The organism is Sphaerisporangium siamense (assembly GCF_014205275.1).
Lineage (GTDB): Bacteria > Actinomycetota > Actinomycetes > Streptosporangiales > Streptosporangiaceae > Sphaerisporangium > Sphaerisporangium siamense.
Genome location: NZ_JACHND010000001.1, coordinates 237,084 through 261,153, shown reverse-complemented (window position 1 = coordinate 261,153; position 24,070 = coordinate 237,084). Strand labels below are relative to the sequence as shown.

Here is a 24,070-nt window from a genome sequence, read left to right as displayed (position 1 = left end):
GGTCTCACTCATCGGGAAGGACGCCCCGTTCGCCCGGCTTCGCGGGCTACCTTCCCCGAAGCCGATACTCCGATGGATGGGACGGACGAATGCTCACCGAGCTGACCTATGATTCGACGGCGCGGGAACTTGCGACCGACCAGGGTGTGCTGCGCTACCACGAGGCCGGCGACGGTCCGCCGCTGCTGCTTCTGCATGGTTCGGGACCCGGAGTCACAGGCTGGCGGAACTTCCGCGGCAACCTGGCGGTCCTGGCCGAGCGTTTCCGCTGCCTGATCCTGGAGTTCCCCGGGTTCGGGGTCAGCCATCCCACCGATATGCATCCCGCGGTGGCCGCCCAGGCCGCGGTCATCCCCTTCCTCGACGGACTCGGGCTGCGGCAGGTGGACGTGATCGGCAACTCCATGGGCGGCGGGGTGGGCGCCCAGGTGGCGATCGCCCATCCCGACCGCGTGCGCCGGCTGGTCACCATCGGCGGCGTCGGCAGGAACCTGTTCAGCCCGTCCCCCGGTGAGGGCATCGAGCTGCTGATGCAGTTCACCGACGACCCCAGCCGCGAGCGGCTCGTCCAGTGGCTGCATTCCATGGTCTACGACCGGTCCCTGATCACCGAGGAGCTGATCGAGGAGCGCTGGGCGCTGGCCACCGAACCGGCCACGCTGGCCGGCGCGCGCCGGATGTACAGCCGGGCCGCGTTCACCGCCGCCATGGCGGCCGCGGCCGCCTCGGACGCGCCGCCGTACTGGGCGATGCTGCACAAGATCAAGGCCAAGACGCTGATCACCTGGGGCCGCGACGACCGCGTCAGCCCGGTCGACATGGCGATCCTGCCGATGCGGGCCATCCCCGACGTCGAGGTGCACATCTTCTCCGACTGCGGCCACTGGGCGATGATCGAGCAGAAGGCCGCCTGGGAGAGCGTCGTCCTGTCCTTCCTCACCCGGAAGGACGAGCGGTGAGCGGCTGGGACCACGAGTTCGACCTCGTCGTCGTCGGCAGTGGCGGCGGCGGCATGACGGCCGCGTTGACCGCGCACGACGCCGGCCTGTCCACCGTGGTGGTCGAGAAGGGCGCCGTGTTCGGCGGCAGCACCGGGGTCTCCGGTGGCGGCGTCTGGATTCCCAACAACCCCACCCTGCGGGCCAAGGGACATGACGACAGCCGCGAGTCCATCCGCCGCTACCTCGGCCTGCTGACCGAGGGCAGGGTCCCCGCGGCCCGGATCGACGCGTTCGTGGACAACGGGCCCGCCACGATGGAACTGCTCGCCAAGAGCAAGTGGATGCGGTTCTTCTGGACCAAGGGATACGCCGACTACCACCCCGAGCTGGAGGGCGGCAGGCCGCTGGGCCGGTCGATCGAGCCGGTGCCCTTCGACACCCGGGCGCTGGGCGAGGACGAGAAGTACCAGCGCCCCAACGGCATGAAGGGCCCGCTGGGCCTGTGGGTCACCAGCAAGGACTACCACGACCTGGCCATGGTCAAGCGGACCTGGCGCGGCCGCTGGACGACGGTCGTGGCCGCCTGGCGGGTCTCCTCTAACCTGGTCCGCCGCCGCCACATGTCCACCGGCGGACGCGCGCTCGTCGCCCGGCTGCGGATGGTCCTGAAGGACGCGCGGATCCCGCTGTGGCTGCGGACGCCGATGACCGAGCTCGTCATCGAGGACGGTGTCGTCACCGGCATCGTCGCCCGGCGCGACGGCGAGACCGTCCGGATCCGCGGCAGGCACGGCGTGCTGCTGGCGACCGGAGGTTTCGACCACAACCAGGAGATGCGCGACAAGTACCTGCCCTACGGCGGCCAGGCCGACTTCGGCATGGGCGCCGCGGAGAACACCGGCGACGGCATCCTGGCGGGGGAGCGGGCCGGCGGGGCCCTCGGCCTGATGGACGACGCCTGGTGGATGCCCGCCGTGCGGCACCCGGCGGGCGCGGTCATCCCGCTGGTGTCCGAGCGGTGCATCCCGCCGTCGGTCATCGTGTCCTCGGAGGGGCGGCGGTTCACCAACGAGTCCTCCCCGTACGTCAACTTCGTCCACGACCAACTCGACGGTGAGCACGTGCCCGTGTGGTTCGTGATGGACGCCAAGGCCCGGGCGCGGTACCCGTTCGCGCAGATCCTCCCCGGGATGCCGATCCCGGAGGCCTTCTACGAGCAGGGCATCGCCTTCCGGGCCGGCACGCTCGCCGAGCTGGCCGGCGAGATCGGCGTCCCGGCCGGTGCGCTGACCGAGACCGTCGAGCGGTTCAACGGGTTCGCCAGGGCGGGCAAGGACGAGGACTTCGGCCGCGGCGACAGCGCCTACGACCGCTATTACGGCGACCCCACCCTGAAGAACCCGAACCTGGACGTGATCGACAAGGCGCCGTTCTACGCGTTCCGCGTCGAGGCCGGGGATCTCGGCACCAAGGGCGGGCTGGTCTGCGACGAGCACAGCCGGGTGCTGCGGCCCGACGGCTCGGTCATCGAGGGGCTGTACGCCACCGGGAACACCTCCGCCTCGGTCATGGGCAACGAGTACGCCGGCCCTGGCGCGACGATCGGCCCCTCCATGGTGTTCGGGTACATCGCCGCCCGGCACGCCGCCCTGCGGTCCCGTACCGCCGCCGCGGAGTCCCGGACGTGACCAGGGCGGGAACGCTGCGGGCCCGCGTCGTCGAGGTCATCCGCGAGACCGCCGACGCGCACTCGCTGGTGCTGGAACCCGCCGACGGCGACCACGCCCGCTTCGGCTACCGGCCGGGCCAGTTCCTCACCGTCCGGGTGCCGACCACCCGTCCGGAGGGCGCGGCGCGCTGCTACTCCCTGAGCAGCTCCCCGCTGTGCGACGAGAAGCTCAAGGTGACGGTGAAGCGCACCCGGGGCGGCTACGGGTCCAACTGGATCTGCGACCACGTCACCGAGGGCGACGTGCTGGAGGTGCTGCGCCCGGCGGGCACGTTCGTCCCCGCCTCGCTGGACGAGGACCTGCTGCTGCTGGCCGGCGGCAGCGGCATCACCCCGGTCATGTCCATCCTCAAGTCGTGCCTGCACGCCGGGACCGGCGCGGTCGCCCTGGTGTACGCCAACCGGGACGAGAACTCGGTGATCTTCCGCGACGAGCTGATCGCGCTGAGCGCCGAGCACGGCGAGCGGCTCACCGTCGTCCACTGGCTGGAGTCGGTGCAGGGCCTGCCCGGCCCGGCCGCGCTGGCCGCGCTCACCCGGCCGTACGCCGGCCGGGAGGCGTTCGTCTGCGGCCCCGGCCCGTTCATGGACCTCGCCGTCCAGGTGCTCACCGGCCTGGGCGTCCCGCGGCGGCGGGTCAACGTCGAGCGTTTCGAGTCGCTGGCCGCCGACCCGTTCGCCGCGCCCGAGCCGGTGATCGACCCCTCGGGCCCCGGCGGCACCGTGGAGGTCGAGCTCGACGGCGAGAAGCGGACGCTGACCTGGCCGAAGGACACCAAGCTGCTCGACGTGATGCTGGCGGCCGGCATGGAGGCGCCGTACTCGTGCCGCGAAGGGTCGTGCAGCGCCTGCGCCTGCGTCCTGCTGGAGGGCGAGGTGGCGCTGGAACGCAACACGATCCTCGACGACCAGGACCTCGCCGACGGGCTGACCCTGTCCTGCCAGGCCACCCCGGTCAGCGACCACGTCAAGATCACGTACGACGGGTGAGCCCCGTCGCCATCGACCACCCGCTCCGCCCCGGCGCGGACGCGGGACACGACCGCAGGAGGACCTGATGCTGGATGGGACGCAACGCGCGTCCGTGGCCGAACGGCTCTGGGAGGCCGAGCGGGACCGCGCGCCGATCGAACCGCCGACCAACGCCTACCCGGGCATCGACGTGGTGGACGCCTACGAGATCCAGCTCATCAACATCCGCCGCCGCCTCGCCGCCGGGGCCCGGGTGTACGGGCACAAGGTAGGGCTCTCGTCCCCGGTGATGCAGCGGATGATGGGGGTGGACGAGCCCGACTACGGTCATCTGCTCGACACGATGGTGCTGCCCGAGGACGTGCCGATCCCGGCCGGGCGGTACTGCTACCCCCGCATCGAGGTGGAGATCGGCTACGTGCTCGGCGCGAGCCTGCCCGGCGAAGGGTGCACCGAGGAGGACGTGCTCGCCGCCACCGAGTACGTCGTGCCGAGCATCGAGCTGATCGACAGCCGCGTCCGGGACTGGCGGATCCGCCTGGCCGACACGATCGCCGACAACGCCTCCTCGGCCGGCGTGATCCTGGGTGACGCCCGGATGACCCCGGCCGAGCTGACGGCCGCGGGCATGGACATCGCCGACATCGACGTCGTGCTGTACGCCGGGGACACCGAGATCACCAGGGGCAACACCAGCGCCGTGCTCGGCGACCCCACCACCGCCGTCGCCTGGCTGGCCAGGAAGGTGGCCTCCTTCGGCGTGAAGCTCGAAGCCGGGCACGTCATCCTCCCCGGGTCCTGCACCCGGGCCGTCGACGCGCGCGCCGCCGACGTCTTCCGCGCCGAGTTCGCCGGGCTCGGCTCCGTGACCGCTCGATTCGAATAAGGGTGACACAGTGACCAAGGCGACCGCCGCGATCGTGGGTTCGGGCAACATCGGGACCGACCTGATGTACAAGTTGCTCCGTTCCGACGTGATCGAGCCGCGCTGGATGATCGGCATCGATCCGGACAGTCCCGGCCTGAAGCGGGCCGCCGAGGCGGGCCTGATCGCCTCGGCCGAAGGCGTCGACCGGCTGCTCGCCGAGACCGTGCGGCCCGACATCGTGTTCGAGGCGACCTCCGCGTACGTGCACAAGGAGAACGCGCCCAAGTACGAGGCGCTCGGCATCCCCGCCGTCGACCTGACCCCGGCCGCGCTCGGCCCGGCGGTGGTGCCCGCGGTCAACCTCGGGGCGCACCTCGACACGCCCAACGTCAGCCTGATCACCTGCGGCGGCCAGGCGACGATCCCGATCGTGTACTCCGTCTCACGGGTGGCCGAGGTGGCCTACGCGGAGATCGTCGCCAGCGTGGCCTCCCCGTCGGCGGGCCCCGGCACGCGGGCCAACATCGACGAGTTCACCCGTACCACCGCGCGGGGCATCGAGACGATCGGCGGCGCGCGCAAGGGCAAGGCCATCATCATCCTCAACCCGGCGGAGCCGCCGATGCTCATGCAGGACACCGTGTTCTGCGCCATCCCGCCCGACGCCGACCGCGAGGCCATCGCGGCCTCGATCAAGGAGATGGCCGCCGTCGTGGCGTCGTACGTGCCCGGATACCGGCTGCGCGCCGAGCCGCAGTTCGACGACCCCACACCGGTGAGCGGCGGGCTGGCCAGGGTCGCCGTGTTCATCGAGGTCGAGGGCGCGGGCGACTTCCTCCCGCCGTACTCCGGCAACCTCGACATCATGACCGCCGCCGCCGCCAAGGTCGGCGAAGGCTTCGCGCGGCGCGTCCTCGCCGAGCGCTCCTAGTCCCAGGGGGATCCCTTCCATGCCTTACAGCGCCGACCTCGACATCCGGATCACCGACTCGTCGCTGCGCGACGGCTCGCACGCCAAGCAGCACCAGTTCACGGTCGAGCACGTCCGGTCCATCGTCGCGGCCCTCGACGACGCGGGCGTGCCGGTGATCGAGGTCACCCACGGCGACGGGCTCGGCGGCTCGTCGTTCAACTACGGCTTCAGCCACACCCCCGAGCAGGAACTGATCAAGACCGCGGTGGCGACGGCGACGCGCGCGCGGATCGCGTTCCTGATGCTGCCCGGACTGGGACTCCAGGACGACATCCGCGAGGCCGCCGACAACGGCGCGAGCATCTGCAGGATCGCCACCCACTGCACCGAGGCCGACATCTCCGTCCAGCACTTCGGGCTGGCCAGGCGGCTCGGCCTGGAGACGGTCGGGTTCCTGATGATGGCGCACAGCCAGCCGCCCGAGGTCCTGGCCCGGCAGGCCCGCATCATGGCCGACGCCGGCTGCCAGTGCGTGTACGTCGTCGACTCGGCCGGCGCGCTGATCATGGAGGAGACCGGCGACCGGATCGCCGCGCTCGTGGCCGAGCTCGGCTCCGACGCCCAGGTCGGCTTCCACGGCCACGAGAACCTCGGCCTCGGCGTGGCCAACTCGGTCATCGCCGTGCGGGCGGGGGCGCTGCAGATCGACGGCTCGACGCGGAGGTTCGGCGCGGGCGCCGGCAACACGCCCGTGGAGGGCTTCGTCGCGGTCGCCGAGAAGCTCGGCATCCGCACCGGCGTCGACACCCTGAAGATCATCGACGCCGCCGAGGACGTCGTCCGGCCTGTCATGGACGGCGAGTGCCTGCTCGACCGGCTGTCGCTCACCATGGGGTACGCCGGCGTCTACTCCAGCTTCCTCAAGCACGCCGACCGCCAGGCGAGGAAGTACGGCGTGTCGGGCGCCGAGATCCTCATCGAGGCCGGGCGGCGCAAGCTCGTCGGCGGCCAGGAGGACCAGCTCATCGAGATCGCGGTCGCCCTCGCGGCACGGCGATGAGCGCGGGCGCGGCACACGCGCGGGACCGTCGTGGGGGACGCGTCCCGCCGGAGGGCGACGACGTTCTGGCGGCGGTGCGCGCGCTGCTGCCGGGCATCGCGGCGCGTGCCGCGTCGGCGGACGAGAACCGGCGGGTGCCGCCGGAGTCGATCCGGGAACTGCTCGGCACCGGGGTCTTCCGGATGCTGCAGCCCAGAAGGCACGGCGGCGCCGAGCGCGACCCCGCCGACTTCTTCCGGGTCGTCCGGGAGATCTCCGCGGCCTGCGGCTCCACGGGCTGGGTGGTCTCCGTGCTCGGCGTGCACCCGTGGCAGCTCGGCCTGTTCCATCCGGCCGCGCAGCAGGAGGTGTGGGGCCCGGATCAGGACGCGCTCGTGTCCTCCTCCTACGCTCCCGTCGGGCGGCTCGTCCCGGTCGAGGGCGGGTACGAGCTCTCCGGCCGGTGGCGCTTCTCCTCCGGCTGCGAGCACGCGTCGTGGGCGCTGGTCGGCGGCCTGGTGGTGGAGAGTCACGGCAGGCCGGTGGACTTCATGACCGCGCTCGTCCCCCGGGCGGACTACGCGATCGAGGACGTGTGGGACGTGGTCGGGCTGCGCGGCACCGCCAGCAACGACATCATCGTCGAGCGGGCGTTCGTGCCCGGGCACCGCGTCCTGCGCGGCCACGAGCAGGCGCGGCTGCGCGGTCCCGGGCAGAAGGTGAACACCGGCCCGCTCTACCGGATGCCGTTCGGCAGCGTCTTCACCAACGCGGTCACCGCTCCCGTGGTCGGCGTGGCGGCCGGGTGCCACCGGGCCTACGTCACCGCCATGCGCGACCGGGTGCGTCTCAGCCTGGGCGGCGGCCGGTTCGCCGAGGACGCGTTCGCCCAGGTCGCGGTGGCCCGGGCGGCGTCGGAGATCGACGCCGCGGTGCTGCAGACCGACCACAACCTGCGCGAGGTGTACCAGCACGCCGCCCGGGGCGAGCGGATCCCGATGGAGCTGCGGCTCCGCGTCCGCAGGGACCAGGTCCGCGCCACCGAGCGGGCGCTGGAGGCGGTCGACATCCTCTTCAAGACCGCCGGGGGGAACTCGCTCGCCCGCGGCAACCCGATCGAGCGGGCCTGGCGGGACGCGCACGCGGGCAGCGTGCACGTCGCCAACGACGTCGAACGCGCCCTGGTCATGTACGGCAAGGGCGAGTTCGGCCTGACCGTGGAGGACCAACTGGTCTGACGGCAGGTCTTCCGTCCACCCCGGACGGCCGGGAACCCGCCCCGCGACGACCTGACCGCCCTGTCCACGGCGATGGAGAAGCCCGGCGCGCGGCGAGCCGAAACCCGGCTCGCGGACGTGCCGGGCTTCTCCGCGGGACGGGCTCGCCTCACCGCCGCCGGGCGGTCACCGCGCCACCCGCATGTCGCCGGGGCTCCAGAACGCCCGCATGCTGGTGATCCGCTGCTCCTCGTCGAAGGTCATCACGTCGATCGGCTCGACCTCGAACGTCTGGTCCGCCAGCTCGGTCCGTACACGGAAGTGGAAGGCGGCGCTGTCGCCGGCGACCCGGACGGTCAGCAGCTCGGTGCGCCGCCGTGCGCCCTCCAGTCCTGAATAGAACTCGCGGATCGCCGCACGGCCCCGGCGGGGTTCGCTGCCCACCGGGTCCTCCAGCGTCCCGTCCGGCGCGTAGCACGCCGCGATGTCGTCCGCGGTCCCGTTCGCCACGGCGTCCAGGTAACGGACGACGGCGTCGGTGATCTTCTCGGTGCTCATCGGCTCCCCGCCAGGATCCGGGTGACGGCGCGGTACCCGAAGACCATCCCGGAGCCGAGCGGGACGCCGGGGCCCGAGTAGACGTGCCCGCCCACCGAGGCGGCCGAGTTGCCGATGGCGTACACGCCGGGGATCTCGGCCCCGTCCTCGCCGAGCACCTGCCCGTCCGTGCCGATCCGCGCGCCGCCCTTGGTGCCGAGGTCGCCGAGCACGACCTGCACCGCGTGGAACGGGGCCCGGTCGATCGGGACGAGGGCGGGGTTCGGGCCGTCACCGGCCGCGAAGAACCGGTCGTAGGGGGCTTCGCCGCGGTGGAAGTCGGTGTCCACGCCGGAGGCGGCGAACCCGTTGAACCGGGTGACGGTCTTGCCGAGGACGTCGGCGGGGACGCCGATCAGCTCGGCGAGACCGGTGAGGGTGTCGGCGGTGCGCCACAGGCCGGCCGCCTGGAACGTCTCGGGATCGGGAGCGGGCTGGGTGATCCCCGGGGTGCTCGTGAAACGGGCGTCGAAGATCCACCAGGTCGGCAGGTGCGACACCCCGGTGGCGTGCCCGGCGCGGATCTCGTGGCCCATCTGGTCGTAGGGCAGGGACTCGTTGGCGAAGCGCTCGCCCGCGGCGTTCACGAAGATGCCTCCGCGCAGCCCCAGGGTGAAGGCGGCGTGGCCGTTGGGGAACAGCACCGCCGGGCACCACCACGCCTCGTCGGTGAGGTCGATCGCGGCGCCGAGCGCCTGGAACGCGGCGAGCGCGTCCCCGGTGTTCGACCCGGGCGCCGCCGACGACCAGTCCCCGCCCGGCAGGCCCTGCAGCTCGCGCCGCAGCTCCGCGTTGCGCTCGAACCCGCCGGCGGCCACGATCACGCCGCGTTCGGCGCGGACGAACAGGGTGCGGCCCTCGTGCTCGACCTCCACACCGGCCACCCGGCCGTCCTCGACCACCAGCGACCGCATCCGCGTCCCGGTCCGCAGGGTGGCGTTCCCGGTGCGGTCCAGCGCGAGCAGCAGCCGGCCGACGAGGGCCTGACCCCCGCTCAGCGTCTCCCGGTCCTGTGGCACGCCGTACTGGTCGATCGAGATCGGCGGGCGCACCTGGGCGAGCCTGTCGCCGAGCTCGGCCGCCGGCAGCGGCTTGGGGACGATCCCCCGGCCGCCGGCGACGTGCCCCGGAGCCGTGTAGTAGTCGGGGAACGGCAGGAACTCGAACTCCAGCGCCGGGTCGCGGTCCAGGAACTCCACCAGCTCGGGCGCCGTCGACACGTACGCCTCCTGCAGCGCCGCCGGGGAGCGGTCGCCGACGGTGGCCCGGAAGTACTCCAGCCCGCTCGCCACGCTGTCCTCGACGCCCGCCTGGCGCAGGATGTGGTTACCCGGCAGCCACAGGCCCGACCCCGAGTAGGCGCTGGTGCCGCCGAAGTACTCGGTCTTCTCCAGCACCAGGGTGCGCGCCCCGTTCGCCGCCGCGGTGTAGGCCGCCGTCAGCGCGGCGCCTCCGGAGCCCACGACGCAGACGTCGGTGGTCTCATCCCACTGAACCGGCATTGATCTCCTCCAGATCGTTCAGGTCGGCGGACGGAGCGGCGGCCGTGCGGCCGGCGACCCGTCCGAAGGCGAGCGCGTCGGCGATGTGGAACCCGCCGTCCTTCGCCCAGCTGTAGGTGGAGCTCACCGACCCCGCCGCGTACAGGCCGGGGATGGCCGCGCCGAACGGGTCCAGGACCCGGCAGCGCTCGTCCCTGCGCGGCCCGCCACTGGTCCAGCCCAGCAGCGGGGCCAGCTCGAACGCGTAGTAGGGGCCCTGGTCCAGCGGGGTGAGGCTCTCCGGCCGGCGGCCGAACCGGGCGTCGTGGCCGGTGGCGCAGGCCGCGTTCCAGTCGCGGACCGTCTCGGCGAGGATCTCCGGAGCGATGCCCAGCTCGGCGGCCAGCGCTTCGACGGTCTCGGCGCGCCGGATCCAGCCGCGGTCGATCTCGGCCTGGTTGTCGGGGCTCCAGTCGTACCCCTCCATCAGCACCTTCCAGCCGACCGGGAGGTACGTGCGGGGCGGGCACAGCGGCCCGGCGCGGCGGGTGCGCTCGTCGAAGACGACGTACGCCGGCTGCGCCGGGTGCAGCTCGTCGCGGCCCCGGATCCGGTGCTGGCCGTGGCCGCCGAGCGCCGGGGCCTCGTCGACGAACCGCCGCCCGTCGGGCGCGACCCAGATGTAGCCCGCCGCGGGCGGCGCCAGGAAGAAGCCGGTTTCCGAGCCGGGCACGCGGATGCCGCTGAACGCGGTCATGTTGCCCATGTGCCACAGGTCGGCCCCGGCCTTCTGCGCCATCCGATGCCCGTCACCCGTGGCGGCCGGGGTGCCCCAGACCGGGCACGGCGCCAGCCGCAGGTAGTCGCGGACCATGGCGGGGTCGTTCTCGAACCCGCCGGTCGCCAGCACCACGCCGGTCCTGGCCCGCACCCGCAGCGGCCCGTCCGCGGACTCGGCGAGCACGCCCGTCACCGTCGCGCCGTCGAGGATCAGCTCCCGGCCGGGCGTGGCGTAGCGGATCTCGGCGCCGTGGGCGAGCGCCGCGTCGACCAGGAACCGGTACAGGAGCTGGTCGCCCATCCTGCCGTCCACGCTGCGGTAGCCGCCGTAGCAGTCCGCGCCGTCGAGGTGCGGGAACTCCGGGGTGTAGGCGCCGTTCACGGCCACGTTCGCGCCGAGGCTCCGCAGCCACCCGGTGTTGTGCCGCGTCTCCTCCGCCCAGGTCCTGAGCACCGCCTCGGGCAGCGGGAAGTCCCCGCACAGGCTGCGCAGATAGGTCGCGGCCTGGCCCGCGTCGAGGTTCTCGAACCAGCTTCCGCCCGACACGCGGGTGTTGCCGCCCGCGGTCTCGGGCGGGCATTTCTCCAGGATCAGGACCTCGGCGCCGGCCCCGCGGGCGGCGATGGCGGCGGCGAGGCCGGCCGCGCCCGCGCCGAGGATCAGCACATCGGTCTGCCGGTCATATTGTTGGGGGGATGACGGCATCGTCACTTCCGTCCGCATCGGCTCTCCGGATTCCGTAGAGCGTGCTCTTTCGGGTAACCGGACGGTAATCAACGGGCTCGCGACACTCCTGAGGCCGTCCCGCTCAGCAGGACGCGCGGGTTCGCCGGGCAGGCGGCCGGCGGTCGGCGTCGCCGGAGGACGGACCCCGTGTTACGGACTTCGCACGGCGTGGTCCCGCTCATCGGGACGCCTCGTGTGACTCATCCCACTGTGCTTTTAACGTCGGCGCCAGCACAGGATGCCTCTCACCGTGCACGTCCGGTGAAGGGCGAGGCCATGCCGAGACGGAGACCGAAATTGATCATGGATGGTACTGATTCGCCGACCGGCGCGACCGGCGGCGCCGAACCCGGAAGCGAGCAGAGCGCGTGAGCACGGCGAGTACCGCCCCGGTACCGGTGTCGCGGGTCCACCACTGGGCCGCCGAGGCCGATGTGCTGGTCGCCGGGAACGGGTGCGCGGGAGCCAGCGCGTCGATCGAGGCCGTGGCGGCGGGCGCCGAGGTCCTGGTCGTGGACGCCGCCGGCGGCTGGGGCGGCGCCACGGCCATGTCCGGCGGCGAGATCTACCTCGGCGGCGGGACCTCCGTGCAGAAGGCATGCGGCTTCGAGGACAGCGTGGACGCGATGTACGCCTTCCTCAAGCTCGCCACCGGGCCGGACCCCGCCGAGGACAAGCTCGCCGTCTACTGCGAGGGCAGCCTGGAGCACTTCGACTGGCTCGTCCGCTGCGGCGTCACGTTCGTGCCCAAGCTGTGGACAAATCCATCCTGGGAGGCGCCGACCGGGTACGGCCTGATGTACACCGGCGGGGAGAACGCCTACCCCTTCGCCGACCTGGTCCCGCCCGCTCCCCGCGGCCACATCGTGGACATGGAGGGCAAGCAGCCCGGCGAGCGGTCGGCGGGCTGGATGCTGATGAAGCACCTGGCGGCGACGCAGGAGCGCGCCGGCGTCGAGGTGCGCTACAACACCAGGACCGAGCGGCTCGTCGTCGACGGCGAGCGGGTGGTGGGAGCCGAGGTCGTGTCCTTCGGTGAGCGCTACTTCGTGCGGGCCTGGCGCGGCGTCGTCCTCGCGGCGGGCGGTTTCGCGGCGAACCCGGCGATGCTGGCCCAGCACGCGCCGAAGCTGGCCGCCCCCGGCAACTTCCTGGTCGGCACCGACAACGACGACGGCCGCGGCATCCGCATGGGCCAGGCGGTCGGCGCGGCGGTGCGGCACATGGAGGCCGGTCAGTCGGCCTTCCCCGCCGACCCCGCCCTGCTGTTCCGGTCCCTGCTGCTGAACGGGCGCGGGCACCGGTTCATCAACGAGGACACCTATCCCGGACGAGTGGGGCAGACGACGCTGTTCCAGCAGGACCGCAAGGCGTTCCTGCTCTACGACGAGGCGACGAACGAGGAGGCCTCGCGCCAGGCCGAGCACGTCGTCCAGCCCACCTGGGTCTCCGATGACCTCGGCGAGCTGGCGAAGGAGATGGGCATCGCCCCCGAAGTCCTGGCCGCCACCGTCGCGACGTACAACGCCGGTGCCGCGCGGGGCGAGGACCCCGAGTGCCACAAGGCGGCGCGGTGGTTGCGGCCGCTCGTCCCGCCGTACGGCGTGCTGGACCTGCGGGACGGGCCGTACGGGGTCTTCACCATCGGAGGCCTGCACACCTCCACGCGGGGCGAGGTCCTCGGCCTTGAGGGCGACCCGCTCCCCGGGCTGTTCGCCGCGGGCCGGACGACCAGCGGAATCCCGTCCTGGGGGTACTGCAGCGGCACCTCGCTGGGCGACAGCACCTTCTTCGGCCGCCGCGCCGGACGGGCCGTCGCGACGGCCTGAACGTACCTACCGGCGCGATCCATCCACGATCTCCCCGGGCCCGGCGAGCGCGCCGGGCCTGGGATGACCGCTCCCCGGCGCCGGGGACGGTCCGTCACCACCCGTAAGACGTGCGTGACACCACGGTGTCCGCGCGGTGCCAAGGAGGAACCGCATCCCCCCGCGGGGGTCCGTGCGAGGAGCCGGACCCCCGGCCACGCCGAGATCCACGAAACACCACGTTCTTCTGGAGGCCAGACGATGAGTACGACAGACACAAGGGTGGAGGCGGGCGGGTGGACCCCACGGCTCGTCCTCTCCACGGTGACGATGGTCATGATCCTGGAAGGGACCGCGCTGGGCTACAGCCTGGTCACGACGGCGCTGCCGGCCGTCACCACCCACTTCAAGACCGACCAGGGAGGCTGGCTCCTCACCGGCTTCATTCTCTCCGGGGCCATCCTCTGCCCGCTGGTGGGGAAGCTGGCGGACATCCACGGCAAGCGGCGGATGATGATCGCCTGCCTGCTGGTGAGCACCGTCGGCTCGCTCGTCTCGACCGTGGCGCCGACATTCGGCGTCCTCATCGCGGGCCGGCTGCTGCAGGGCGCCGTGCTGCCCACCATGTTCCTGAGCTACTCGCTGATGCGCGACGTGTACCCGCGGCGGATCCTGCCTCTGGCCAGCGCGGTCACGATGACCGGCACCGGCGTGTTCTCCATCGGCACGCCGTTCCTCATCGGGTGGCTGCTCGACACCTGGGGCTTCCGCGGCCTGTTCGCCTTCGACGTGCTGTGGATGGCGATCCTCACCCCGCTGCTGCTGGCGACCACCCAGGAGACGCCGCTGCGCGTCCCCGCGCGGGTCGACTTCCTGGGCGCCGGCATGCTGGGCTTCGGCCTCGGCATCGTGCTCCTGGGGATCAGTTTCGGCAGCACCTGGGGCTGGGGCTCGGTCAACACGCTCGGCGCGTTCGTCGTCGGCCTGGCGCTCATGGCCGGGTTCGTCGTGCGGTCGCTGAACTTCCCCGATCCCCTCGTCGACCTGCGGATCTTCACGCGCCGGCCGATCGTGCTCGCCGCGGTGACCGCCGCCACGGCGTACGGATCGACCGCCATCGCCTCCTCGCTCTCCGCCATGATCGGCTTGACGCCGGGCGAGGCCAAGCTCGGCTACGGCCTGGGGATGAGCGCGTCGGAGTTCGCGTCGGTCACCGCCCCGCAGGCGGTGGTCACGGTGATCATGGGCGTCGTCGTCGGCAAGCTGCTCAACCGTGTGGGCGGCGCGACCATGATGAGGACCGGCCTGCTGCTCCTGGGCGTGGGCGGTCTGCTCCTCGGCTTCTACCACGGTGACTACCTGCCGGTCCTCGTCGCCGCCCTGTTCCTGGGCGCCGGTACGGGCCTGGCCTACGGCTCGATCCCCGGTCTGGTCATCGCCGGAGCCCCGGCCGACAAGCAGGGCTCCATCGCCGGGATGGTGCAGGTGAGCTACAGCGGCTTCGCCAGCACCACGCCGGTCGTCCTGTTCGTCATCATGGGGCAGTTCGCGACCCGCACCCCGGACGGCACCGTCCTGTACCCGGACTCCTCCATCAACGCGGGCGCCGTGTTCATGGGGATCCTGATCGTCGTCGGACTGCTGCTCGCCTCGACGGTCCTGCGCGGCCGCAAGCAGGACTCGATGATCGACCCGCTCCCGGATTCCCTGGCCGAGCCGTCCGCCGCCACCGTGGCGGCGGGCCCCGAGGGCAGGCGCTGACCTTCACAGGCCCGGCGGCCGCTCCGGCGATCTGCTGATCGGCGGAGCGGCCGCTCCCTTCATCTCGCGCGGTCGGCGTCGTGACCGGAGCGCTGGAGAAGGAAAAGGGCGAGCGCGACCAGCGTCGCGATCCCGCCGGCGACGGTGAACCCGTCGAACGCGCCACGCGGCACGAACGCCGCGCCGGCCGGGACCGTCGTCACGATGCCGAACACCGCGCTGCTCACGGACATGCCGATGGCGCGGGCCAGCGCGTTGAGCCCGTTCGTGACGCCGATGTCCGTCTCCGGGGTGACCCGCAGGATCAGCGCGGGCAGGGCCGCCATGACCATCGCGTTGCCCGCCGAGATGACGGCGACGACGCATATCAGCCCCCACAGCGCGCCGTGCCCCAGCGGGATCTGGGCCGCGAACCCGGCGGCGGAGACGGCGCAGCCCGTCACGATCGTCACCCGCGGGCCGGCGGCCGTGCTCAGCCTGGCCGACAGCGGCGCCACCGTCGCCGCCAGCAACCCTCCGGGAAGCAGGCACAGGCCGGTCGCCAGCACCGACAGGCCGTGCCCGTACCCGGTCGCGGCCGGGGCCTGGAGGCGTCCGACGATCCCCAGGAAGTTCGCGAACAGCGCGAAACCAATGAGGACGGACCCTCCGTTGATCGCGGCGGCCGAGCGGCTCACCGCCGCCCTCAGGTCGATGAGCGGATCGTGGCGGCGGAGCTCCACCAGGGTGAGCAGGCACCCGGCCACCAGCGCCGCGACGAAGCAGGCGACGGTCAGCGCGTTGGTCCAGCCCCACTCGCCGCCGCGGTCGAGCCCGACCAGCAGGCCGACGGTCGAGCAGGTGAGCAGCGCCGCGCCGGCGAGGTCGATCCGCCGTGCCCGCTCCCGCCGGGGCGGTGCCGGGACCGCGAGCAGGAGGGCGGTCATCGCGACGACGCCCGCGGACGCCGAGACGGCGAACAGGCCGTGAAATCCCCAGAGCCGGGAGACCAGCCCCGCGGCGGGCAGCCCGAGCGCGCCGCCGACCCCCATCATCGCGCTGACGGTGGCGATGGCGGCGGCCCGGCGCCGGGGCTCCAGGACCACCCCCACCAGGCTCATCCCGAGCGGGATCGTCGCGCTGGAGAGCCCCTGGAGCGCCCGGCCGGCGATGAGGACCGCGATGTCGTCGCTCACCATGCACAGCAGGGACCCGAGGACCATCGCGCAGAGCGCCACGATCATCATCCTGCGCATCCCGAACTGGTCGCCCAGCCGGCCCAGCACCGGGTGCGCCACCGCGCCGGCGATGATCGTCGCGGTGACCAGCCAGGCGGCGACGGACGGCGTCACCTGTAAGCGGGCGGGCAGCCCGGGCAGCACCGGGACCACCAGCGTCTGGTTGAGCGTGGTCACCAGGGCCGCGAAGGCGACGACCAGGGCCACCCGCACCGGGTGCCCGGCCCCGGCCGAAGCTCGTGCCGGTTTCTCGCTCTCGGGCCCGCTCAAGATCTGGTGAGTCGTCATAGCGGCGTTGGGTCTCCTTCGTACGCCCCGAACGGTCGACCCCACGGTGTCGGCGCCCGCGGCTTCGCCACAACCGGCTTCCCGGCGAGCGGGACGGCCTCGTCGCCGGCCCCGCCCGCCGGACGGGACGGGGGCGCGGCGCTTTGGGAGACGAGGTCCCGGTCAGTGGGAAAAGGACAGTGACGCACACCTCAGTCTTCGCATGATGTGAAGTCCGCGGGCAGGAAGATTCGGCCCGGGCGCATGGGACGGCAAGGAGACTTCATGACGTCGCTACACACCGCCGGTGACGACGAGATTCGCGTGATCGAGGCGGCCCCGCCCCCGGCGCGCTACGCGCGGGGCTGGCACTGTCTCGGCCTGGCGGACGAGTTCCGGGACGGCAAACCGCACAAGATCGAGGCGTTCGGCACCAAGCTGGTGGTGTTCGCCGACAGCGCCGGTGAACTGAAGGTGCTCAACGCCTACTGCCCGCACATGGGCGGCGACCTCAGCCAGGGGGAGATCAAGGGCGACACGATCGCCTGCCCCTTCCACGACTGGCGCTGGGCGGGAAATGGCCGCTGCACCAGCATCCCCTACGCCCGCCGGGTGCCGCCGCGGGCGCGCACCAGGACGTGGCTGACGCTGGAGCGCAACGCGCAGCTCTTCGTCTGGCACGACCCGCAGGGCAACCCGCCCCCGCCGGAGGTGACGATCCCGGAGATCGCCGCCGTGGGCACGTCCGAGTGGACCGCGTGGACGTGGAACCGGATCAAGATCGAGGGCTCCAACTGCCGGGAGATCGTCGACAACGTCGTGGACATGGCCCACTTCTTCTATATTCACTACGCGTTCCCGACGTACTTCAAGAACGTCTTCGAAGGGCACATCGCCGCGCAGAACATGAACAGCCGGGCCCGGCCCGACGTCCAGCTCGGCACGAACTACTCCGGCGACAAGACCGACGGGCGTTCGGAGGCGGCGTACTACGGGCCGTCGTACATGATCGACTACCTGTGGAACACCGTGGGGGACCAGACGATCGAGTCCGTGCTGATCAACTGCCACTACCCGGTGTCGCCGACCGGCTTCGTGCTCCAGTGGGGCGCGATGGTCAAGAAGCCGCAGGGCGTCTCCGACGAGCAGGCGCAGGCGATGGCGGAGGGCTTCGCGGCGGGCGTGGAGACGGGCTTCCTGCAGGACGTGGAGATCTGGAAGAACAAGGCCAAGATCGACAACCCGCTGCTGTGCGAGGAGGACGGCCCCGTCTACCAGCTGCGCCGCTGGTACGACCAGTTCTACGTCGATGTCGAGGACGTCACCCCGGAGATGACCCAGCGGTTCGAGTTCGAGATCGACACCGAGCGGGCCAACCAGTTCTGGCAGAAAGAAGTCGACGACAACATCGCCAACGGCCGGACCGTCATCGCCTCGACCCCGTCCTAGCCCATCCCGGCTGGTCTGTCCGAACCGGTGGTGGCGCCTCGCGGCGAGGCGCCACCACCGTCGAGCACATCAGCGATCGCAACCGAGGAGATGTCCCGTGCGTCCCGTGTCCTGCAGCAGTTGCGGTACGTGCGTCCTGGTCAAGAAGAACAGCCTGGCGCACACGCTGGTCCAGTGGACCACCGACACCGAGCAGTGCGTCGAGTTGAGCCGGCACGCCGAGCCCGGCCTCTTCCCGACCTGCACGCGACTGCGCGACAGCATCGAGAACTCCGTCCGCCTCGGGGCCGTCCCCGTCCCCGACCTTTGAGACCACGGACCGGGCCGCCCACCCGCGAGAGGCGGCGAACCGGGCATGGGCTCCACCCCGACGCCGGGGTGGAGCCCATGCCCGTGGGACGGCCGATATCCTGTGGTCGGCAGGAACCCGGCGTTCCGGCGCGCGTGGACGGAAAGAACGGACGGGGGATTTCCTGGTGAGAATCGCCGAACCCCGGGCTCCGGCGTCGCCGACCTCCGAGCGCCAGATCGCCCGGCGCGAACGCATCCTGCGCGCCGCCGCCGAACTCGGGGCCCGCGACAAGTTCGAGACCGTGCAGATGCACGAGGTCGCCAAGAACGCCGACGTGGCGATCGCGACCCTCTACCGTTACTTCCCCTCCAAGAACGCCCTGTTCTCCGCCCTCCTCAAGATGGAGGTCGGCGCCTTCGACGCGGGACGGCCGCGTGGTCAGGGTACGGACCCCGTCACCCAGGCCGCCGAACTCCTGGTGGGGCTGAGCCGCCACCTGCTGGCCCGGCCGGTGCTGGCCGCGGCGATGATCCAGGCGTCCACCGCCGAGTACTTCGCGGCGGCGATGGACGACGTCGAACCGACCAAGGACGCGCTCGGCCGCATACTCCTGCGCATCATCGGCGCGGAGAAGCCGAACGAGCAGGACGTGAGCGTGGTGCGGCTGCTCGCCCACTGCTGGTGGGGCGCCCTGGTCTCCACGCTCAGCGGCCAGACCACGCCCGAGAAGGCGAAGACCGACATCGAGCTGGCCGCGCGGCTGCTCCTCGCGCCGTACTCCGGCCGCTGACCGGGCGGGTCGCGCCCTTTCCTCACGCCCGGAAGCCGTTCTCACCCCGCAGTCCCGGCCAGCGGGATGTGCCGTGGACCCGGTGCTCGCACGCGGCTTAGCGTCAGCGGGCCGCCACACAGACGGCGGGTCGCGACCTTCTCGAATCCAGTCCGGAGGTGCCTCGATGGCGCATGAAGTTGTTTCCCGAGTAGAGGAGATCGCCGGCCGGCTGGCCGCGGTCGCGGACGAGACCGAGCGCCTGGGCAAGCTGGCCGACGAGAGCGTCAAGCTGATCCGCGAGGCCGGGGTGATGCGGCTGCTGCAGCCGACCGACTTCGGGGGGTACGCCGCGCACCCGCGGGACTTCGCCGAGGCCGTGATGGCGGTGGCCAAGGCGTGCGGCTCGACCGGCTGGGTGTGCGGGGTCGGCGGCGTGCACCCGTGGGAGATGGCCTTGTGCGACCGGAAACTGCAGCAGGAGGTGTGGGGTTCCGACCCCAACACGTGGATCGCCTCGCCGTACATGCCGAGCGGCGTGGCGACGCCGACCGACGGCGGGTACATCCTGAAGGGCCGCTGGCAGTTCTCCTCGGGCACCGACCACTGCGACTGGATCTTCCTCGGCGCGCTGCTCGGGGACGCCGAGGGCAGGCCGGCGCAGCCGATGAAGGCCATGCACGTGGTGCTGCCCCGCTCCGACTACACGATCGTCGAGGACTCCTGGGACGTCATCGGGCTGCGCGGCACCGGCAGCAAGGACGTCATCGTCGACGGCGCGTTCATCCCCGCCTACCGGACGATCGACGCCGAGGAGGTCGCGGCGGGTGATCTCGCGGCCGAGCGGGCCGGCCGTACCGAGACGGTGTACAGGCTGCCGTTCTGGTCGATGTTCCCGCTGGGCATCACCTCGGCGGTGGTCGGCATCTGTGAGGGAGCGCTCGCCGCGCACCTGGACTACCAGCGTGACCGGGTGATGGCCGCCGGCACGAAGGTGAAGGACGACCCGTACACGCTGTTCGCCATCTCCGAGGCCGCCTCCGAGATCCAGGCCTCGCGGCTGCAACTGCTCGACGGCATCAGCCGGCTCTACGACCTGGCCGACTCCGGCAAGCCGATCACCTTCGAGGACCGGGCCGTGGTCCGGCGCAACCAGATCCGCTGCGCCTGGCGGGCGGTCTCGGCGGTCGACGAGATCTTCGCGCGCTCCGGCGGCAACGCCGTGCGCCGCGGCAACCCGATGCAGCGGTTCTGGCGCGACGCGCACGTGGGATTGCAGCACGCCATCCACATCCCGGGCAGCGCCTACCACGCGACGGCCCAGATCCAGATGGGCGTCGAGCCGCAGGGCGCGCTGCGCCTGATGATCTGACCCGCGCCGGCCGACCTTCGACCAACACCTCAACCGAATCAGGAGAGATGGGCATGACCGACATCAGTGCGCTCGGCTACGTGCGCGTCCGGGCGACCGACCTGGACGCATGGCGCGCGTTCGCCTTCGACACCATCGGCTTCGCCGAAGGCGCCGGGCCGGAATCCGACGCCCTGTACCTGCGCATGGACGAGCGGCACGCCCGCATCGTGCTGCTGCCCGGCGAGGAGGACCGGGTAGAGGCCATCGGATGGGAGGTTCGCGACCACCTGGCGCTGCGGCGGGTCCAGGAGGCCGTCGAGGCGGCGGGAGTGGCGACGAAGCCGTTGTCGCTGGAGGACGCGGACCTCCGCCGGATCGAGGCGGGGATCGCCTTCGAGACTCCGGGCGGGACCCGGCTGGAGATCTTCCACGGTCCCGCGCTGGACCACAGCCCGCTCGGGACGAAGTTCGGCAACCGCTTCGTCAGCGGCGAGCTCGGCATGGGCCACGCGGTGGTGCCGGTGCGGGACCTGGAGGCCGACTACCGGTTCTACGCCGAGACCCTCGGCTTCCTGCCCCGCGGCGGGTTCCGCCTGCCGGCGCCGCCCGAGTACGGCCCGGTCCGGATCCGGTTCATGGGGGTCAACGCCCGCCACCACAGCCTGGCGATCATGCCGACCCCCGACCTCAAGGCGCCGGCGCTGGTGCACATCATGGTCGAGTGCGAGACCCTCGACGAGGTCGGCCAGGCCCTCGACCGCGTCATGGCGAAGGGCTACCACCTCTCTTCGACGCTGGGCCGGCACACCAACGACAAGATGGTCTCCTTCTACGTGCGCACCCCCGGCGGGTGGGACCTGGAGGTCGGCTGCGAAGGGATGCTCGTCGACGAGACCTCCTACACCGCCGAGGAGATCACCGCTGACAGCTACTGGGGTCACAAGTGGGACTGGAGCTGACGACACGCCCGTCCGCCCGGACGACCGCACCCTGACGAACACACCACGGCCCCGAAGGCAGAGAGCCTTCGGGGCCGTCGCGTTGGGGAGATCCCCGCCGTGGTGGGAAATACCAGTGGCGTGGACCACCTCACCGTGCAAAAGGGACACGATTCACCATGACCGACAAGGTGCCGTTGGCAGCGCTGGTCACCGAGCAGCTCGAACTCGCGCGCGGCGCGTCGAGCGGGCGCAGCGCGAAGACCGTGTACGGCGGGCACGAGCGCTCGCTCCGCCAGACGCTGCTCGCGCTCGACGCCGGACGGCGGCTCGGCGAGCACGACAACCCCGGCGAGGCCACGCTGCACGTCCTGCGCGGACGGGTCCGGCTGAGCACGGGCGACGCCTCCTGGGACGGCTCGGCCGGCGACCTGCTGATCGTCCCCGACGCCCGCCACGACCTGGAGGCGATCGAGCCGGCCGTGGTGCTCCTCACCGCCGTCCCCGGCCGCCCGCCCCGGCACGACCCTTGATCGCGGGCCGTGCTATCCGGCCGAGGTGACGTGCAGGGTGAGCGGGCGCAGGACCAGGCCGTCGGTCCAGGGGATCGACTCGGGCGGGGTGGCCAGGCGCAGGGCCGGGCGCCTGACGGCCAGGGCCCTGACGGCCTCGGTCAGCTCGACCTTCGCCAGGGCGGCGCCGAGGCACCGGTGCGGACCGTGCCCGAAGGCCAGATGAGCGCGGGGAGAGTGGTCGTCGAAGCGGTGGATGTCTAACCTCGACGGGTCGGGGAACGCGCGCGGGTCGTGGTTGGCCGCGCTCATGAGCGGCAGGACGACGGCGCCCTCGGGAAGGGTGCCGCCGGGGATGTCGGTGTCCCGCGTCATCCGGCGCATGAAGGGGTTGGCGGGCGGGCCGTCGTACCGCAGGACCTCCTCCACGGCGGTGGCCGACAATGCGGGAGCCGCGACCAGCTCGGCCCACTGGGCGGGGTGCAGGAGCAGCCGCAGGACGCCACGGGAGATCATCGCCGCCGTCGTCTCGTACCCCGCCGTGATGAGCGAGTACACGGCGTTCACCACTTCGGCCTCCGTCAGCCGGTCCTCCTCGTCCCTGGCCTGGATGAGCAGGTCGACCAGGTCGTCGCCCGGTTCGCGGCGGTGCCGGGCGACCAGCTCGGCGGAGTAGGCCAGCAGGTCGGTGTAGCCCTGGTAGCGGGCCTGTTCGGTGTCCGTGGACGTGGTGAGGAACATGGCGGTCCACCGGATGAACTGCTCGTGGTGGCCCTCCGGCACGCCCAGCAGCTCACAGATGACCTGGCCGGGGATCCGCATCGCGTACGCCTGGACCAGGTCGAACCCGTCGCCGAGGCCGTCCAGGAGCGACCGCGCGATCGCGGCGATGCGGGGCCGCCACGGCTCGGTCCTGCGCGGGGTGAACGTGCCGGACAGGATGCGGCGGTAGCGGGTGTGTTCGGGCGGATCCTGGTTGATCAGGGACACCGGGTCGTCGTCCATGGCGGTGCCGCTCACCATCCGGGGCATCCCTGGTGATCGCAGGTTACGGCTGGAGGTGGGCGCGGCCAGCACGGCCCGCACGTCGTCGTATCCGACGGCGACCGGGACGCGGTCGCCGCTGGGCATGGTCGCGGGCGCCAGCGGCCCCGACTCCCGCCTGCGGGCGAGCTCCGGGGACGGCGTCCCCAGGGGGCCGGGAACGATGTCCGGCCACGTCTCGTCTCGGTCAGGTTCGCCGGTCATCGCCGCCTCCGCGATTCCTGGACGCCCGGGTGACGACCCAGGGGGAACGTATGAGACGCCGTGACACTCGTCAACACTCCCGTGCGCCCGGGTCTCCGGCCCGTCCCGGGGGTGCGCCGAAGCTATGCCGAAATTGGGATGAGGCGCCGGGCCGCGACGGTCCGTACCATCCAGCGTGACGACGAAGAGAGCGGCGGCTGCCCGTGCCCTGCTTGCCGGCGGCGCGTCCGCTCAGGAATGAGGTCCCGGTGAGTCGAACACGCGGTCTGTCTGTCGTGACCGTGCTCCTCGCGCTGTCGCCGATGGCGACGACCATCGCCGCCGCGGCTCCCGTCACGAGCGCCGCCGCACCCTACTGTTACGAGGAACCGTCGCAGCCCACCGCGGACGTGAGCGACCTCAAGGCGAGGTTCACCTCCGCCAACTGGATGCAGACCCTGCAGACGATGTACCAGCGCCGGTGGCCGAGCGGCCAGGGGCTGGCCGTCGCCCAGGTCAGGGACCAGTACTGGAACCAGTTCGTGCAGAAGAACAGCTTCGAGGCGTTCGCCGAGTCGATGATGGTGGCGATCCACGAGGAGACCCACATGTGGGACCTCGACCCGTCGCGGACCCGGTGGAACGTGCACACCGCGGCCTGGATCAACGCCTCCCGGCAGGACACGACGGTGCCGCTGTACGACGGCTTCCCCCGCAAGGAGATCATCCCGCTGATCAAGGACCGGCTCAGCGACTCCATGGACGGCATCTACCTGCGCGACCGGACCCAGGGCGAGTACCACCTCCAGGGCGTGCTGGCCGAACTGAACGCGGGCCTCATGGGCCTGCCCGCGGTGACGGTGGTCCAGGAGTACATCAAGGGCATCGGAGCCAGCAACGCCCGCGACATCGCCGCCACCAACCTGCGCTACCTGCTGCTCTACCTGCGCGTCGCCAAGGACCGCCACCCCGACTACTGGGCCAAGATCAAGAACGAGCCGAAGCTCCGCACCCTGGTCCTGACCCAGTTCCTCCGCACCGCGTACTGGCTGGAGAAGTCGGCCCCCTACACCGGCAAACTGGGCGGCCCCAACGCCGACAAGATCACCATCACGAACTACGCCCCCGAGAACCTCGCCATCCTGGAGGAGTTCACCGGCGCCAGAGTCCGCACCGACACCCAGAAGAACTGCACCACCTGACGCCGGACGC

At 71.7% G+C, this 24,070-nt stretch carries 21 protein-coding genes; 16 read left to right on the top strand and 5 right to left on the bottom strand.

Annotation, left to right across the window (positions count from 1 at the left end; all coding sequences use genetic code 11):
- Positions 1–89: 89 nt before the first annotated feature.
- The 7 genes from BJ982_RS01180 to hsaA all read left to right on the top strand — a co-directional run bounded on the left by BJ982_RS01180 (position 90) and on the right by hsaA (position 7,700).
- On the top strand, positions 90–959 hold the full coding sequence (locus BJ982_RS01180; protein ID WP_184875729.1) for an alpha/beta fold hydrolase: 870 nt from the start codon (positions 90–92) through the stop codon (positions 957–959).
- Positions 956–2,629, top strand: coding sequence for an FAD-binding protein (locus BJ982_RS01175; protein ID WP_184875727.1), 1,674 nt, complete (start codon positions 956–958; stop codon positions 2,627–2,629). Before BJ982_RS01180 ends, BJ982_RS01175 begins: the two co-directional genes overlap by 4 nt.
- Positions 2,626–3,660 carry a ferredoxin--NADP reductase gene (locus BJ982_RS01170; RefSeq protein ID WP_184875725.1) on the top strand — a complete coding sequence of 345 codons (1,035 nt, stop codon included), beginning with the start codon at positions 2,626–2,628 and terminating at the stop codon, positions 3,658–3,660. Before BJ982_RS01175 ends, BJ982_RS01170 begins: the two co-directional genes overlap by 4 nt.
- A gap of 67 nt (positions 3,661–3,727) precedes the next feature.
- On the top strand, positions 3,728–4,528 hold the full coding sequence (locus BJ982_RS01165) for a 2-keto-4-pentenoate hydratase (protein WP_184875723.1): 801 nt from the start codon (positions 3,728–3,730) through the stop codon (positions 4,526–4,528).
- A gap of 10 nt (positions 4,529–4,538) precedes the next feature.
- On the top strand, positions 4,539–5,441 hold the full coding sequence (locus BJ982_RS01160; RefSeq protein WP_184875721.1) for an acetaldehyde dehydrogenase (acetylating): 903 nt from the start codon (positions 4,539–4,541) through the stop codon (positions 5,439–5,441).
- 19 nt (positions 5,442–5,460) lie between these two features.
- Positions 5,461–6,483 (top strand): 4-hydroxy-2-oxovalerate aldolase, encoded by a 1,023-nt coding sequence (gene dmpG / locus BJ982_RS01155; RefSeq protein ID WP_184875719.1) that lies wholly within the window; start codon positions 5,461–5,463, stop codon positions 6,481–6,483.
- Positions 6,480–7,700 (top strand): 3-hydroxy-9,10-secoandrosta-1,3,5(10)-triene-9,17-dione monooxygenase oxygenase subunit, encoded by a 1,221-nt coding sequence (gene hsaA / locus BJ982_RS01150; protein ID WP_184875717.1) that lies wholly within the window; start codon positions 6,480–6,482, stop codon positions 7,698–7,700. Before dmpG ends, hsaA begins: the two co-directional genes overlap by 4 nt.
- Positions 7,701–7,865: 165 nt before the next feature.
- Here hsaA and BJ982_RS01145 read toward each other — a convergent pair whose 3' ends face one another.
- Genes BJ982_RS01145 through BJ982_RS01135 form a run of 3 tightly spaced genes read right to left on the bottom strand, consistent with a single transcriptional unit; the run spans position 7,866 to position 11,243 of the window.
- Positions 7,866–8,237: a nuclear transport factor 2 family protein gene (locus BJ982_RS01145; protein ID WP_184875715.1), complete on the bottom strand. Its 372-nt coding sequence runs from the start codon at positions 8,235–8,237 to the stop codon at positions 7,866–7,868.
- Positions 8,234–9,778 (bottom strand): FAD-dependent oxidoreductase, encoded by a 1,545-nt coding sequence (locus BJ982_RS01140; protein WP_184875713.1) that lies wholly within the window; start codon positions 9,776–9,778, stop codon positions 8,234–8,236. Before BJ982_RS01140 ends, BJ982_RS01145 begins: the two co-directional genes overlap by 4 nt.
- Entirely contained in the window at positions 9,759–11,243 is a 1,485-nt protein-coding gene (locus BJ982_RS01135; RefSeq protein WP_184875711.1) for an FAD-dependent oxidoreductase, read from the bottom strand. The genes BJ982_RS01140 and BJ982_RS01135 overlap by 20 nt, the downstream gene beginning before the upstream one ends.
- 389 nt (positions 11,244–11,632) lie before the next feature.
- Here BJ982_RS01135 and BJ982_RS01130 point away from each other — a divergent pair, with 389 nt between their 5' ends.
- Together BJ982_RS01130 and BJ982_RS01125 are read left to right on the top strand one after the other, a co-directional pair.
- On the top strand, positions 11,633–13,093 hold the full coding sequence (locus tag BJ982_RS01130) for an FAD-dependent oxidoreductase (RefSeq protein WP_184875709.1): 1,461 nt from the start codon (positions 11,633–11,635) through the stop codon (positions 13,091–13,093).
- Between the two features lie 240 nt (positions 13,094–13,333).
- Positions 13,334–14,833: an MFS transporter gene (locus tag BJ982_RS01125; RefSeq protein ID WP_184875707.1), complete on the top strand. Its 1,500-nt coding sequence runs from the start codon at positions 13,334–13,336 to the stop codon at positions 14,831–14,833.
- Between the two features lie 59 nt (positions 14,834–14,892).
- On the opposite strand, the gene BJ982_RS01120 is transcribed toward BJ982_RS01125, so the two are convergent.
- Positions 14,893–16,338 (bottom strand): MFS transporter, encoded by a 1,446-nt coding sequence (locus BJ982_RS01120; protein WP_184875705.1) that lies wholly within the window; start codon positions 16,336–16,338, stop codon positions 14,893–14,895.
- Between the two features lie 264 nt (positions 16,339–16,602).
- On the opposite strand from BJ982_RS01120, the gene BJ982_RS01115 reads away from it, so the two are divergent.
- The 6 genes from BJ982_RS01115 (at position 16,603) to BJ982_RS01090 (ending at position 21,652) form a co-directional block, all read left to right on the top strand.
- Entirely contained in the window at positions 16,603–17,766 is a 1,164-nt protein-coding gene (locus BJ982_RS01115; RefSeq protein WP_184875703.1) for a 3-ketosteroid-9-alpha-monooxygenase, oxygenase component, read from the top strand.
- A gap of 97 nt (positions 17,767–17,863) precedes the next feature.
- Positions 17,864–18,076 carry a hypothetical protein gene (locus tag BJ982_RS01110; protein WP_184875701.1) on the top strand — a complete coding sequence of 71 codons (213 nt, stop codon included), beginning with the start codon at positions 17,864–17,866 and terminating at the stop codon, positions 18,074–18,076.
- A 166-nt stretch (positions 18,077–18,242) separates the two neighbouring features.
- Positions 18,243–18,848, top strand: a complete 606-nt coding sequence (locus tag BJ982_RS01105; protein ID WP_221482256.1) for a TetR/AcrR family transcriptional regulator — start codon at positions 18,243–18,245, stop codon at positions 18,846–18,848.
- Positions 18,849–19,014: 166 nt separating this feature from the next.
- Positions 19,015–20,199, top strand: a complete 1,185-nt coding sequence (locus BJ982_RS01100; protein ID WP_184875699.1) for an acyl-CoA dehydrogenase family protein — start codon at positions 19,015–19,017, stop codon at positions 20,197–20,199.
- 53 nt (positions 20,200–20,252) lie between these two features.
- Positions 20,253–21,140, top strand: coding sequence for a VOC family protein (locus tag BJ982_RS01095; RefSeq protein ID WP_184875697.1), 888 nt, complete (start codon positions 20,253–20,255; stop codon positions 21,138–21,140).
- Between the two features lie 158 nt (positions 21,141–21,298).
- Positions 21,299–21,652 (top strand): cupin domain-containing protein, encoded by a 354-nt coding sequence (locus tag BJ982_RS01090; RefSeq protein WP_184875695.1) that lies wholly within the window; start codon positions 21,299–21,301, stop codon positions 21,650–21,652.
- 12 nt (positions 21,653–21,664) lie between these two features.
- Here the strand turns inward: BJ982_RS01090 and BJ982_RS01085 are convergent, their stop codons facing one another.
- The gene (locus tag BJ982_RS01085; protein ID WP_184875693.1) at positions 21,665–22,879 is read right to left on the bottom strand and encodes a cytochrome P450; all 1,215 of its coding nucleotides are present in this window, start codon (positions 22,877–22,879) and stop codon (positions 21,665–21,667) included.
- Positions 22,880–23,154: 275 nt separating this feature from the next.
- On the opposite strand from BJ982_RS01085, the gene BJ982_RS01080 reads away from it, so the two are divergent.
- Positions 23,155–24,060, top strand: coding sequence for a hypothetical protein (locus BJ982_RS01080; protein WP_203959098.1), 906 nt, complete (start codon positions 23,155–23,157; stop codon positions 24,058–24,060).
- Positions 24,061–24,070 lie beyond the last annotated feature (10 nt).